11 protein-coding genes are annotated in these 14458 nt (G+C 61.1%); 5 read left to right on the top strand and 6 right to left on the bottom strand.

Annotation, left to right across the window (positions count from 1 at the left end):
* Positions 1–52: 52 nt before the first annotated feature.
* From QZR30_RS04560 to aspA, 4 genes are all read right to left on the bottom strand, one after another.
* Positions 53–4645, bottom strand: coding sequence for a hypothetical protein (locus tag QZR30_RS04560; RefSeq protein WP_311902983.1), 4593 nt, complete (start codon positions 4643–4645; stop codon positions 53–55).
* Positions 4646–4738: 93 nt separating this feature from the next.
* Positions 4739–5722 carry an asparaginase gene (locus QZR30_RS04565; protein ID WP_311902984.1) on the bottom strand — a complete coding sequence of 328 codons (984 nt, stop codon included), beginning with the start codon at positions 5720–5722 and terminating at the stop codon, positions 4739–4741.
* A gap of 77 nt (positions 5723–5799) precedes the next feature.
* On the bottom strand, positions 5800–7251 hold the full coding sequence (locus QZR30_RS04570; RefSeq protein WP_311902986.1) for an alanine/glycine:cation symporter family protein: 1452 nt from the start codon (positions 7249–7251) through the stop codon (positions 5800–5802).
* Positions 7252–7666: 415 nt separating this feature from the next.
* Entirely contained in the window at positions 7667–9091 is a 1425-nt protein-coding gene (gene aspA, locus QZR30_RS04575) for an aspartate ammonia-lyase (protein WP_046070140.1), read from the bottom strand.
* A gap of 182 nt (positions 9092–9273) precedes the next feature.
* Between aspA and QZR30_RS04580 the strand changes: the two genes are divergently transcribed.
* The 5 genes from QZR30_RS04580 (at position 9274) to QZR30_RS04600 (ending at position 12989) form a co-directional block, all read left to right on the top strand.
* Complete coding sequence (locus QZR30_RS04580; protein ID WP_017135793.1) at positions 9274–10182, top strand: LysR substrate-binding domain-containing protein; 909 nt, start codon at positions 9274–9276, stop codon at positions 10180–10182.
* 252 nt (positions 10183–10434) lie between these two features.
* Positions 10435–10926 (top strand): 5-(carboxyamino)imidazole ribonucleotide mutase, encoded by a 492-nt coding sequence (purE, locus tag QZR30_RS04585; protein WP_003195648.1) that lies wholly within the window; start codon positions 10435–10437, stop codon positions 10924–10926.
* 11 nt (positions 10927–10937) lie between these two features.
* Entirely contained in the window at positions 10938–12023 is a 1086-nt protein-coding gene (locus QZR30_RS04590; protein WP_056847489.1) for a 5-(carboxyamino)imidazole ribonucleotide synthase, read from the top strand.
* 106 nt (positions 12024–12129) lie between these two features.
* Positions 12130–12375 carry a GlsB/YeaQ/YmgE family stress response membrane protein gene (locus QZR30_RS04595; RefSeq protein WP_005792540.1) on the top strand — a complete coding sequence of 82 codons (246 nt, stop codon included), beginning with the start codon at positions 12130–12132 and terminating at the stop codon, positions 12373–12375.
* Between the two features lie 77 nt (positions 12376–12452).
* Positions 12453–12989 carry a DUF3299 domain-containing protein gene (locus QZR30_RS04600; RefSeq protein WP_046070137.1) on the top strand — a complete coding sequence of 179 codons (537 nt, stop codon included), beginning with the start codon at positions 12453–12455 and terminating at the stop codon, positions 12987–12989.
* 57 nt (positions 12990–13046) lie between these two features.
* Here the strand turns inward: QZR30_RS04600 and QZR30_RS04605 are convergent, their stop codons facing one another.
* Both QZR30_RS04605 and QZR30_RS04610 read right to left on the bottom strand, forming a co-directional pair.
* Positions 13047–13946, bottom strand: a complete 900-nt coding sequence (locus tag QZR30_RS04605) for a D-hexose-6-phosphate mutarotase (protein ID WP_046070136.1) — start codon at positions 13944–13946, stop codon at positions 13047–13049.
* A 58-nt stretch (positions 13947–14004) separates the two neighbouring features.
* The gene (locus tag QZR30_RS04610) at positions 14005–14409 is read right to left on the bottom strand and encodes an acyl-CoA thioesterase (protein WP_003176975.1); all 405 of its coding nucleotides are present in this window, start codon (positions 14407–14409) and stop codon (positions 14005–14007) included.
* Positions 14410–14458 lie beyond the last annotated feature (49 nt).

Raw genomic sequence — 14458 nt, forward strand, 5'->3', positions numbered from 1 at the left:
TGGGTTCCAGCCTGGGTTTGACAGGCTGGAGCAAGTTATGTGCCGTGGTCGGTCAATTGCGCTCGGGTGGGAAGAAAACGCGCTTGGCCTGGGCCAGGTTGATGGTGCTGCGATAGAAATCGACCTGTTGCTGTGCGTTGAGCCCTTGAACGTCATCGGCCGCCTGGCCTTGCGCTTGCTCTTGCGGGGTCTTCAAGCGAGCGCGCAGAAACCGGTCGAGCGGGGCATCGGAGGTCGAGTAATGGAAGTGGGCATACCAAAGCACGGTTTGCGTGGACTCATCGGTCAGGGTGTATTCGTCCAGATAATCCTTGGTAGCGCTTTTGAGTCGGCGTCGTTTAACGGGCTTCTTGACGCTGATCAGATGGCGGCTGATAAGCCATTCAACCCGTGTGAGCGTGGGTGGCTGTTGCTTGATCAGCGTCTGCACCTGCTCGTTGGCATGCCCGTAAAGGGCTTGCACAGCATCATTGAGTTTCTTGCGCAATGCGGCGGCGGCGGGCTGCTCGCTTTCGGTGGCATTGACCTGGGTCAGCGCTTCTTCGATAGCCTCTGCGGCCTGCTCCAGCAGCTGCGCATGTTGATGAAACATACGTTCGATGCCGATCGGGGTGCGGGACGGCTTGCCGATTTGCGCCGTGGCGCGGGACTGGAATGTTGGCAGTTGGTCGATCAGCGACTGGCCATGGGCGACGCTGGCTTCGACCGTGGGGGCGGCAGGTGCCGGCTGGGTTGTACTGGGCGAAAGGTGCTCGACCCAGACACCCGGGGCTTTCTCATGGAAGGTCGCGATGAGTTTATGGGTCAACGGAGACTTGATGTCGACAAGGTCGGTCTCGAGCCCCACAGGGGTCAGGCGGGGCTCGCCAATCAGCATGCCGTTGAAGCGGGTATGGATGAATTTTTTCGCCGGCCTTGGCGGTGTGGGCGGCGGCGTAGGTCGGATTCTGGCGTCCGTCTGCTCAAGGTGCAAGGGCGCCAGTGCGGCCTTGGCCCGATTGGCAAAAGTGCTCAGCATGTTTCGCAGGTTTTCAACGGGCTTGTTGAGGGTCTTTTCGGGGAAATCCTCGCAGAAGTCCTGCAGTTGTTCGTCAATCAGCTGGAACTGCTCCACCAGGCTGGCCAAGGTTTCAATGCGTTCGTCCAGGCGCGCTTTGCTGCGCTCTTTCAGGGCATCTTGGAGGGTCTCTACGGCGATATCGGCCTTGTCGACAATCTTGCCGATCAGGCTCCAGGCGTCAGGTGCAGTGCTGATCGATTGCGGTTCCAGGCACAGGTTTCGCGCCAGCGTCACCTGCAGGGCCCGTAGATGGTCGCTGGTGTAGAGCGGCAGTTTGGCCTTGGCGGTTTGAATCAGCTGCGTGCCTGCGCGGGCAAGTTCGCGCAGTTCGGTGAAGCGCGTGTGGGTGTAGTCCAGGCGCTTGACCATGTCGTCGCACAGGTCTGTCATCAACTGCGCGTCGGTGATGCGGCTTGCCTGGGTCGACGTCGAAGGGGTTTCGATTTGGTCCAGTACCGTCTTGAGTTGCGGCGTGAACCGGGTTTGCAGTTCTCGGATGCCAGCCTCGTTGAGATCCAGTTGCGCCTTCACATATCCGAGGGCTTTTTGCTGGAAATCAGGCACCTGGGTGAAGACGTTCAAGGTCATCAGTTGTTGGCGTACCTCTTCGTATTCCAGGCTGTGGCTGTCGAGTTTGTTCAGGTAGGCCTGGCGTTTGGCCTGGGTCGAACTGCCAGGGGCGTCGCGCATGGCCTGGAATGCCTGTTGCAGGTCGCGCTGCGCCGCTTTCTTGGTTTTTTCAAAGGCGTTCAGGCTCGCGCTCAGCTTTTCGGACTTTGCCCTTGCTTCGTCTGCTGCCTTTTTCTGCTTGCTTTTGCGACCGCCGCCCGCCAGGCGTAGCCGGGGGTCGATAAACCACTTGCCCTGGGCGTTGTGAATCAGCGGCGGTCCCGTACGGTCAGGTGCTTTCGAGTCGACAATGACCACGGTTTCGTCACCGAATAGCTTGACCTCGAACCAGCGTTCGCCCACCGGTGCGTAGTAATGTTGTTCAAGCAGATAAAGATGTTGGTACGCCCCTTCTTCGCTGATGGCGTTCGCCAGGCCCTTGGGTTTCTCGACTTTGAAACTATCCAGTACCGTCGCCAGGCTGCTGGCGGTGGGGCGAGTGAGTGCGCCCTGGGTGTTGAGCGGCAGGTCATGATCGGCAGGCGGCTGTTCCTGGGTGCGGGTGGGTAGCTGTTCAACGCTGATTGCAGTTTCAGCGCTGACGCCGGGAATCTCTGGCTCGACCTTGGCAGCGCTGGTGCCAGGACGGGCGTGGGTAGACACATGCAGGGTCATGGCCATGCCCAGGTTGAGCAGCACATCGGTGAGCGCTGACCATTGCGCCTGTTGCTCGCCCTGTTTGTGGGCCTCGACGAAAGTTTGCACCTGGTCGAGGATCTGCCAGATCCAGGCGCCGGTATTCGCAATACGGCCCATGAAGGGCAATGCGGCATTGAAGATCAGCCAACCGGCCTGCTTGAACGTGGCCCAGCGGTTTTCAGCGTTGGACACCGATTGGCGGTCCGCCAGCGTCACCAGCGCCTTAGCATTGGCATCGAACAGGGTGGTAAACAGGTCACCGTTGAGGGCCTGCTGGCCCAGGCTCATGGGGCCGCTGTAGGTCCAGAGTTTGTCCGGTTCCACCAGGAAATCGGCCACCGCCCAGGGTGACGGCAAGTCACCAGGAAAGACGTAGTTGGTGTAGTCAGTGCGCACCGTGTCCGGCAGCCAGGCGACCACCGAGTCACGCAGCGTCGGCGATTGTGCGATGGCATACAACAGGTTCGCCGGTGACGGGAATTGCAGCAGTACCGGTTCGAATAGCGGGCGGTATAACAGGCAGGGACCGGCTTCGGCATGTTGCGGGCCGATGACGTACATGTTGCTTACCACATCCTGGCCATTGCTCTGCCTGCGCTTGGGCACGAAGGCCAGGTGCCGGATGACAATCGCTTGCCCATCGACATAGCGGTCGGCACTTTCAGCCTGCATCACTGCTGCCACGTAGCGATAGCCGCGCTCATCGATCCCGCCCTCCTGGCGTATCTTGTACTGCAAGGCCAGTAGCGGCAGCTGGATGCGCAGGTGCTGGGTGTACAAGGCTTTTCGCCGCGTCGACTCGGTGGTGTCGTCGATCAATTTGCTGCGTATCAGCGCCGGGTAGGCACGGCCGATATCGGCCGTGGTGATGAGGGATTTCACGTAGCCGATAGTCAGCCACTGGGGCAAGGCCTTGCGCGTCTGCATGCGCAGGCTCTGGTTACCCAACGGCAGCGCGATCAGGTTTTGCAGGGCCAGTTCGGCCAGGCTGAAGGTGCTGGTCTCGACCTGCCCCGGTACCGTGAACGCGCCCCAAACCACCTGGCTCTGCACCTGGATAGTCAGGGTGTCCAGGGCCAGGTGCGCGGCTTCAGGATGCTCCTTGATGATCAACGCCCTGAGCGTGTCGCGGGCGTATTGCGTGAGAGGGGGGATATCGTCTTGGTACGTCTTGCCCTCGTTCTGGCTGTGCAGCGCAGCCAGGTCCTTGAGGTGCCGCGAATAAAACGCCCGGTCTGAGGCAGAGGCCTGGGCGAGCCAGTCCGGCAACACGTGTCGATACCAGTCAAGGTCCGGGCCCTTTGCGGTGACCTGCCCGGTGGTTCCCGTCAGTACACTCAGGGGGGCTGTTCTCGATGTGGCCGATGTGTCGATGGAGACGGTGGTGAAGGCGTCGATTTGCAGGGTGATCAGGGAGAAGGCCAACTGCTCGAAAAAGTTGCCGACGGGTTCATACAGCCGCCACTGCAAACGCTCGTAGTTAATTGGCTGATACACCAGCGTCGTCAAGTACTCGCCCAATTGGTCCTGGGTGGTGAATTTTCTGTAGCCGTCGAAGGACTGGCAGAGGATTACGTCTTGGCCCTCGGATTGCCCCAGCAGTACGGCAATAAATACTTGCGGGGTGTGGCTGGCCTTGCCGTCGCTCACCAGGTCGATGTCGACCAGGCAGGCCTGGAGCTTGCTGCCGGAGCTGCGGTTCGCCGGGTCGGGCGCGTGGTACAAGCGGCGCGCCAGCGCACAGTCGTCGTCGGTCCAGCCGTCCACCTGCTGCACATTCCAGGTATTGCGCAACGTGTTGGACAGTTCGTGCCAATGCGGGCCATTGCCGCCGCTGGTGTTCCAGTAATCCACCAGCTGTTCCTTGAACGCCTCGAATACCACAGGTGCCAGGACGTTGATGACGTTAGCGATTTCGACGATGCGCACCGGCAAATGCACGACCGGTTCGGTGAGTGGCAGCGGAGTAAGAAAATGCTCGCCTTCGATGCACAAGGTGGGCTCCTTCAACACGGCCTGCCTGGCCAGCAAGGTGCTGAGGGTTCGATACTGCGGGGGGCTGGAGATAATCTTGTCGTCGACCAGCTCCCACACCGGCGTGCCCAGCAGGGTGGTGTCCGGATTGATGTGCAGGTCGGGGTATTTTTCTGCCAGGGATTCGCGCAGCAGTTGGCCGGCCACCTCGGTGATCGAGGGGCCGACGCACAGCTGGGTAATCAATTTAAGAGGTAGGTCTTCGGGTTTGGCAGCCTGCGCGGTGGCGCTTGAAGTGGTCATGGTACATCCCTGTCTTGCCGATGGATGGGAACAACCCGAGGTTCAGGCCCGGGGTTTCCATGCTAGAAAAGCGCAAGACAGGGCAGGGGGTAGTTATCTAGGGTGGGCCTCGGTGCCCAGGTCCAGTTCTACCAGGCGGCGGATCTCGTCGCAGGCCAGGCCCGCTCCGAGTAGGGCGTGGAGCTTGCCGAATGCCGCTTCACGGGTCATGCCCGCACCCGACAGCACACCGGCATCGCGCAAGCGGCTACCGGCTTCGTAGACATCCAGTTCCACGCCACCTTCATGGCATTGGGTAATGGCGACCACCACTACATCCCGGACCTGTGCGCGCTTGAGGCTGGCGAGGAACTCGGGGTTGTCGCTGGGCCCGGTGCCGCTGCCATAGCACTCCAGGATCAGCGCCTGTACGCCGCTGTCGACCAGGCTGTCCACCAGCGCGGCACGCATGCCCGGCACCAACGGTACTACGCCGATATCCGCGATGGTCTTGGGCTGGCGATAATCCAGCGCGGCCGGCAGCGATTCGGCGCGGGGCTGGTTGTCCAGGCGCTGCAAGGCTGCAAACGGATGGCGGCCGAAGCTGCGCACCTTGGCGCAACGGGTCGGCGGTAGCAGTTGGCCGTGGAAATACAGCTGCACCCCGGATGCCAAGCCTTCGCCCAGCGCGGCCAAGGCACCGCTGACGTTTTCCCAGGCATCGCTGTCCGGCACGCCGGCGGGCAACATTGAACCGGTAAACAGCACCGGTGCGGGCAGGCCCAGTAGTTGGAAACTCATGGCTGCCGCACTGTAGGCCAGGGTGTCGGTGCCATGCAGGATCAGTACGGCATCGCAGCCCTCGTCCACCGCCTCCACTACGGCTATGCGCAAGTGCTGCCAGTAGGCCGGCGTCATGTTGGCGCTGTCGATCAGCGGTGACATTTCGCGAAAGCGCCAGGCGGGTATCGATTGATTGGCAAGCTGGTCGCGCATGCGCGCTTCAAAACCCGATGCTGGGGCCAGGCCGTTGGCGCTGGCCTGCATGCCGATGGTGCCACCGGTGTAGAGCACCATGACGTTATTAGCTGGTTGCATTGAAGAATCTCCTGAACGAAAAACGCCGCCGGGCCCAGAGCATGCCCAAGGCCGGGCGGCGTGTCATCTACCTACACTCAGCGTTGCGTTTGAGCATTCAGTTCAGCGGATGCTTGAGCGGCTGGCTCAGGTTTCACCGGGTTGGCCGGCCAGGCCTTGCGGTCCAGGTCCAGGTCAGGGAACTGGCTGGAGTCGAACACCGGGGTCTTGATGCCTGCCGCACGCTGGTTGTCGTAGTCGTTCAGGATGCGCATGGCGATCTTGAACAGGAACGCCAGGGCGAACAGGTTGACGAAGGCCAGCATGGTCATGGTGATGTCAGCGAAGGCGAACACGGTGCTCAGGTTCTCGATCGAACCCCAGAAAATCAGCACCAGCACCAGTGCGCGATAACCCATCAACACCTTGCGGTTGTTGCCGACCAGGAAGCGCAGGTTGCTCTCGCCCAGATAGTAGTTGTACATGATCGAGGTGAACACGAACAACGCCAGGGCCACCGAGATAAACATCCGGCCCCAGTCACCGACCACCGCCGCCAGGGAGTTCTGGGTCAGGGCAATGCCGTCGCCTTCAAAGCCCGGGGTGTAGAAACCGGAGAGCAGGATCAGCAACGCGGTGCAGGTGCAGATGATGAACGTGTCGAGGAACACGCTGAACGCTTGCACCACACCTTGGGCAATCGGGTGTTCAACCGAAGCGACTGCCGCTACGTTAGGCGCACTGCCTAAACCTGCTTCGTTGGCGAACACGCCGCGCTTCACACCCATGATGATCGCGCTGCCGACCAGGCCTCCGAAGGCTTGGTCGAGGCCGAACGCGCTCTTGACGATGGTCGCGAGCATGGCGGGCACGTGGTCGAATTGCAGCACGATCACGTACAGGGTCACGGCAATGTAGACCAGGGTCTTGACCGGCACCAGCAGGTCGGCAATCGAAGCAATACGCTTGATCCCGCCAATGAACACCAGGCCCAGCAACACCGCCAGCGCGAGGCCAGTGTAAGTGGTGTCGAGGCCGAAGGCATTGTTCAGCGAATGGGTCACAGCGTGCGCTTGCAGGCCGTTGAAGGCAAAACCGAAGGTCACCAGCAGCAGGAACGCCATGACCATGCCCAGCCAGCGTTTGTGCAGGCCATGCTGGATGTAATACGCCGGGCCGCCACGGTAGGTGCCTTCGGCGTCGGTGCGCTTGTACAGCTGGCCAAGGGAGCACTCGATAAAGCTCGAAGACATGCCCACCAGTGCAGTGACCCACATCCAGAACACGGCGCCCGGGCCACCCAGGGTCACGGCAATACCGACGCCGGCGATGTTACCGGCACCTACGCGGCCCGCCAGGCTGAGCATCAGCGCCTGGAACGAGCTGAGTTGGCCGGCGCTGCTCTTCAGGCTGTCTTTAAACACCGAGAACATATGGAAAAAGTGACGCAGTTGAACGAAACGCGAGCGGATCGTGAAATAACCGCCGAGCCCGACTATGAGCACGATCAGTACTTTCCCTGAGAGGAAGTCGTTGATGACTTCGAGCATGGAGTGTTCCTCGCTGATTTTTCTGATGGCAAACGCAGGACGGTCCGACACGTCGTATGGCACCAGCCAGTGCACGACCGTTCGACCCCAATCCTTTTGCGGGTGTTGTTATTCATGCGGTGTCGCGTGCTACCCGGGCCTCGTTACCGATGGCCGCAGACGCGAGAGGGGCGGCACTATACCTAGGCGAGACTGATCCGTCTGCACGGGCTGATTAAAGGTTTGTAGGAGCGAGCTTGCTCGCGAAGGTCGTTAACGATGAAGTTGGCTGTCTGGATGATTGCGGTCTCCTTACGTTTTTCGCGAGCAAGCTCGCTCCTACAAGCAAAAAAAAGGGCCTGAAGAACGAGCCTTCAGGCCCTCAAAAGGTGAGAGGTGTCTAGTCCCTCAACCTGGTGAGCGGTGCAACAAACGCTTAGGCCTTCAACGGGACCAGGCGTGGAGCGATCATGTTTTCAGGGCGCAGGATGTCGTCGAGCATGGCGTCGTCGAGCAAGCCTTCCTCACGCACCAGTTCCAGCACGCCGCGGCCGCTTTCAAGAGCGATACGCGCGATGCGGGTGGCGTTTTCATAGCCGATGTAGGGGTTCAGCGCGGTGACCAGGCCGATGGAGTGCTCCACCAGTTCGCGGCAGCGTGCTTCGTTGGCGGTGATGCCGACGATGCAATGCTCGCGCAGCATGTCCATGGCGCGTTGCAGCAGGCGGATCGAGTCGAAGATCTTGAAGGCGATCAGCGGCTCCATCACGTTCAGCTGCAATTGGCCGCCTTCGGCTGCCATGGTCAGGGCCAGGTCGTTGCCGATGACTTGGAACGCCACTTGGTTGACCGCCTCCGGGATCACCGGGTTGACCTTGCCGGGCATGATCGAGCTGCCTGGCTGGCGCGCCGGCAGGTTGATCTCGTTGATGCCGGTACGTGGGCCGCTGGACAGCAGGCGCAGGTCGTTGCAGATCTTCGACAGCTTCACCGCGGTACGCTTGAGCATGCCGGAGAACAGCACGAAGGCGCCCATGTCGGAGGTGGCTTCGATCAGGTCGGCTGCCGGCACCAGCGGCTGGCCGCTGATGGTCGCCAGGCGTTGTACGGCCAGGGCCTGGTAACGCGGGTCAGCGTTGATGCCAGTACCGATGGCGGTGCCGCCTAGGTTGACTTCGGTCAGCAGCTCCGGCGCCAGGGTTTTCAGGCGGGCCAAGTCTTCACCCAGGGTGGTGGCGAAGGCGCGGAATTCCTGGCCGAGGGTCATCGGCACAGCGTCTTGCAATTGGGTGCGACCCATTTTCAGCACGTGGCTGAACTCGGCGCCTTTGGCGGCGAACGCCTGGATCAGGCTGTCGAGGCTGGCCAGGAGTGCGTCGTGGCCCAACAGCAGACCCAGGCGGATCGCAGTGGGGTAGGCGTCGTTGGTCGACTGCGCCATGTTCACGTCGTTGTTGGGATGCAGGTACTGGTACTCGCCCTTGTTGTGGCCCATGGCCTCCAACGCGATGTTGGCGATGACTTCGTTGGCATTCATGTTGGTTGAAGTGCCGGCGCCGCCTTGAATCATGTCCACCACGAATTCTTCGTGGAAATCGCCGCGGATCAGACGGGCACAAGCTTCGCTGATGGCAGCGTGCTTGGCATCGCTGAGCTGGCCCAACTCACGGTTGGCGTCAGCTGCGGCTTGCTTGACCATTGCCAGGCCGACCACCAATTTCGGGTAATGCGAAATCGGAACGCCCGAGAGGCGGAAGTTATTCACCGCTCGCAGGGTCTGGATGCCGTAATACGCTTGAGCCGGTACTTCAAGTACGCCAAGCAGGTCTTTTTCTGTGCGGAATGATGCAGCGGAGGACATGACGGAAATCATCTCGATATGGACCCGGAACTGGCCGGAACGCTGCGAATGCTAGGCTTGTAGAACTTTTTGGGCCAATGCTGTTAAGCACTGGCCTATGCACAAACGGCATAATGTGGATGTGACCCAGCTATGATGGCGGGCGTGTGTGCCAAAATGGTGCATACCCTTGGGAGGAAGTGATGAACCTTGAGAGCAAATGGCTGGAAGACTTCAGCGCCCTGGCGGCCACCCGCAGTTTTTCCCAGGCCGCGGAACGGCGCTTTGTCACCCAGCCGGCATTCAGCCGTCGTATTCGCAGCCTTGAGGCCGCGTTGGGCCTGACCCTGGTCAACCGTTCGCGCACGCCGGTGGAATTGACGGCGGCGGGGCAACTGTTCCTGGTGACCGCGCGCACGGTGGTCGAACAACTCGGTGAAGTGCTGCGCCATTTGCATCACCTGGAAGGCGGGCAGGGCGAGGTCATGCAGGTGGCGGCCGCGCACTCGCTGGCACTGGGGTTCTTCCCACGTTGGATCGCACAGCTGCGCAACGAAGGCCTGAACATCGCCACGCGACTGGTCGCCACCAACGTCGGCGATGCGGTACACGCCCTTCGCGAAGGTGGCTGCGACCTGATGCTGGCGTTCTACGATCCCGACGCTGCGATGCAGATGGACGCCGAGATCTTCCCGTCCCTGCACCTGGGCAACACCGAGATGCTCCCGGTCTGCGCCGCCGATGCCGACGGCAAGCCGCTGTTCGACCTGGAGGGCGAGGGCAGTGTGCCGCTGCTTGCCTACAGTGCTGGCGCATTCCTGGGCCGCTCGGTGAATCTGCTGCTGCGCCAGCGTGCACTGCGCTTCACGACCATTTATGAAACCGCCATGGCCGACAGCCTCAAGAGCATGGCCCTTGAAGGCTTGGGTATCGCCTGGGTGCCGCAGTTAAGCGTACGTGCCGAACTGGCCCGAGGCGAACTGGTGGTGTGTGGCGGGCCGCAATGGCATGTGCCGTTGGAGATTCGCCTGTATCGCTGCGCGCTGGTGCGCAAGGCGAATGTGCGCTTGTTGTGGCGCAAACTGGAAGGTGGTGCGGCGCAAAATACCTAAGCCTGAAACAGATCCAATGTGGGAGGGGGCTTGCGGTGTAGGGGACTGACTCAAGAGTCAATAAAACCGCGGGTTTGGGCGGCTAGACAGATGGTCATCCAAGGGGCTGTTTATCTGGATTATTACGGTATACTGCGCGGCCTTCGGCCGGTCCAACCGGCCTTAATTCGTACACCAAGCCACGCCGGATTTCCTGCGTGGCTTGTTGTTTTTTGACGCGCCTGCGGGCGCCCAGAGAGAAGAGGCACGACGATGAGTGCATTGGTTGGCGTGATCATGGGCTCCAAGTCCGATTGGTCCACCCTTAGCCACACCGCCGATATGCTGGAAAAACTCGGCATTCCGTATGAAGTGAAGGTGGTCTCCGCCCACCGCACCCCGGATTTGCTGTTCCAGTATGCCGATGAAGCAGAATCCCGTGGCATCGAGGTGATCATCGCCGGTGCCGGCGGCGCGGCGCACCTGCCAGGCATGTGTGCAGCCAAGACCCACCTGCCGGTGCTTGGCGTGCCGGTGCAGTCGTCGATGCTCTCGGGCGTGGATTCGCTGTTGTCCATCGTGCAGATGCCAGCCGGTATCCCGGTGGCAACCCTGGCGATCGGCAAGGCCGGCGCGATCAACGCCGCATTGCTGTCCGCCAGCATCCTGGGCGCCAAGCACCCGCAGTTCCACGCGGTGCTGAAAAAATTCCGTGCCGAGCAGACAGACAGCGTGCTGGACAATCCAGACCCACGTATCGCCTGAGGTTGTTGACGATGAAAATCGGTGTAATCGGTGGCGGCCAACTGGGCCGCATGCTGGCCCTGGCGGGCACTCCGCTGGGGATGAACTTCGCTTTCCTGGACCCGGCGCCAGACGCCTGCGCCGCCGCCCTGGGTGAACACCTGCGCGCTGACTACAGCGACCCGGATCACCTGCGCCAACTGGCCGACGAAGTCGACCTGGTGACCTTCGAGTTCGAAAGCGTCCCGGCCGAAACCGTGGCCTTCCTGTCGCAGTTCGTGCCGGTTTACCCGAGCGCCGAAGCCTTGCGCATTGCCCGGGACCGCTGGTTCGAGAAGAGCATGTTCAAGGACCTGGGCATCCCTACCCCGGCCTTCGCCGACATCCAGTCCCAGGCAGACCTGGACGCCGCTGTCGCCAACATCGGCCTGCCGGCCGTGTTGAAAACCCGCACTTTGGGTTACGACGGCAAGGGCCAGAAAGTCCTGCGCAGCGAAGCCGACGTGGTGGGTACTTTCGCCGAACTGGGCAGCGTTCCTTGCCTGTTGGAAGGCTTCGTGCCGTTCACCGGCGAAGTCTCGCTGATTGCCGTGCGGGCCCGCGATGGCGAGATCCGTTTCTACCCCTTGGTGCACAACACCCACGTCAACGGCATTCTCAAACTGTCTGTGGCCAGCACCGATCACCCGCTGCAGGCCCTCGCCGAGGACTACTCCAGCCGTGTGCTCAAGCAGCTGGATTACGTCGGCGTGATGGCGTTCGAGTTCTTTGAGGTCGACGGCGGCCTCAAGGCCAACGAGATCGCGCCCCGCGTGCACAACTCCGGGCATTGGACCACCGAAGGCGCCGAGTGCAGCCAGTTCGAAAACCACCTGCGCGCGGTAGCGGGCTTGCCGTTGGGCTCCACGGCCAAGGTCGGCGAGAGCGCCATGCTCAACTTCATTGGCGTGGTACCGCCGGTTGAGCGGGTGATCGCCATCGATGACTGCCACCTGCACCACTACGGCAAGGCGTTCAAGGCCGGGCGCAAGGTCGGCCATGCCAACCTGCGTTGCAAGGACCGTGCGACCCTGCAGGCACAGATCCTCAAGGTCGAGGCGCTGATCGCCGAGCAATAACCCGAGGTTCGGTGGGAACCATTGGTGGCCGTCGTCTCTCTGATTGCAGGATGACGAAGCCTGACTAGGCTTTGTCATGACTCATATTCAATCAGAGGGAAATGCCATGGGTATCATTGGAACCATCTTTATCGGCTTGATCGTTGGCCTGCTGGCGCGTTTCCTCAAGCCTGGCGACGACAGCATGGGCTGGATCATGACCATCCTGCTGGGTATCGCCGGCTCCCTGGCCGCGACCTACGGCGGCCAGGCACTGGGGATCTACCAGGCAGGCCAGGGTGCGGGCTTCATCGGCGCACTGGTGGGTGCCATCGTGTTGCTGGTGATCTACGGCCTGATCAAAAAGAAGTAATCAGCCGACAAAGTCCTCTGCGCTGCGCAGGCGCAGAGGGCTAGAATGCTCGGCACTTGTATTTGCCGAGCCTCTCCATGCGCCGTCTTCTATTGACCCTTCTGCTGCTGGCCCCTGGCCTGACCCATGCTGGCGAACTGCCGGAAACTGACTGGCTTGAGCTAATGCCGCTTTCGGACCAGAAAGCCCTCGAAGCCATGCCCGAGATCGACCACAACTCCCCCGAAGCCCAAGGCACCTTTACCGAAAAAGGTGGCTTGAAACAGAGCAAAGGCTTGCCGGCGGTGATGTATTCCACCAAGACCGTGGCCGCCATGAACGGCAAGAACATCCGTATCGGCGGCTATCCAGTGCCGCTGGAAACCGATGCCAAGGGCCGTAGTACGCTGTTCTTCCTGGTGCCATACCCTGGCGCCTGCATCCACGTGCCGCCACCACCACCTAACCAGCTGGTGCTGGTGCGGTATCCCAAGGGGTTGAAGCTGGATGATATCTACACGCCGTTGTGGGTGACGGGCACGTTGAAGGTGGAGAAGGTCAATAACGATCTGGCGGACGCGGCATATGCGCTGGAGGCGGGGAAGGTCAGGGTGGTAAAGGAATCCGATCTCTAAAACCCTACACATAACCAATGTGGGAGGGGGCAAGCCCCCTCCCACATTTGATCGGGTTTACAAGGTGATACTGGTGATGCTCACGCCCAAGGTGTGGCTTTCACCGGCCGCCAGGCTCACCACATCATCCAGCACATTCGCCGTCTCGATGCACAACATGCCCTGCCAGCCATCGTCAGCCATGTCATCGAGCGCCTTGGCTCGTTCGGTCCAGGGGTTCCAGACTACCGTCGAGTTCGAGCCCTGGCTGGTGAGTTTGACGCGGCGCTGCCAGTCCTTATCGACAATGCTCAACTGCGCCGGCGTGTCCAGGTAGATGCGATCCGTCTCGGCGGTGAAGTGCAGCAGGCCGGCTTGTCGCTTCTCGGTCCAGCCGTCGGCGGTATCGATGTATGCTAAGCCATCCAGGCCCTCGACCTGCACGTTGCGCACATCGCTCACAGCAAAGTAGGTGTGCAGCGCCTGGCTGAGGGTCACGGTGTCGGTGCCACGGTTGTGGCTGGTGAGGCGAATATGCAATTGGTCGTCCAGCAGCAGGCTCAGCGTCAAGTCAACCTGGTGAGGCCAGCCGGGAAAGCCGTTCGGAGGAACCGGCAGCGCCAGTTCGATACGCAGGGCTTCACCTTCGATTGCAGTCTCGGCCAATTCCCAGAGGGCGGTGCGCGCAAAGCCATGTGAGCCAGCCGGTTGATCGCTTTGACGCATCGCCTTGACGCTTTGCGGGTTACGGTCGAATACACCAAACCACGGCCAGCACACCGGCACGCCGGTACGAATGCCTTTGCCCTGCTTGAATACCGCCTTGGGGTTGGGCCAGATCAGCGGCTGCTCGCCCTCGCGCTGGTAACTGAAGATGTGCGCGCCCTGCCGGGCCACCATCAGTTCGGCGCCGTTGTGGCGAATGCGCCAGCAGTCCAGCTCGTCGACTTTCACCGTTTCAACGTGGGGCGTAGGCATAACAAAGCTCTCTCAATGGCAGGCAATGGGGCAATTGACCGTCAAAACCCGGCGATGTTTAACGCGCCCGTGAAGGTACCGACCGCGTGCGACCGCTGCCATCGATGGCGACGAACACAAATACCGCCTCGGTCACCTTGCGCCATTCGCTGGACAGCGGGTCATCGCTCCACACCTCGACCATCATCTGGATCGAGCTGCGGCCAATTTCCAGGGCCTGGGTATAGAAGGAAAGCTGCGCGCCCACCGCCACCGGTACCAGGAAGGCCATGCGGTCAATAGCCACAGTCGCCACTCGCCCACCGGCAACCTTGCTGGCCATTGCCGTGCCGGCGAGGTCCATCTGCGCGACCAGCCAGCCGCCGAAGATATCGCCAAAACCGTTGGTTTCACGAGGGAGTGCAGTGATTTGCAAGGCGAGATCGCCTTGCGGGATAGGATCTTCTTGTTCGAGTTCGATCATGCCGGGGGTGCCTCTGACCCGTGACGCTTCTTATAAGTGGTGCAAAGTG

This window comes from Pseudomonas sp. rhizo25, from assembly GCF_031931935.1.
GTDB classification, from domain to species: Bacteria; Pseudomonadota; Gammaproteobacteria; order Pseudomonadales; family Pseudomonadaceae; genus Aquipseudomonas; species Aquipseudomonas synxantha.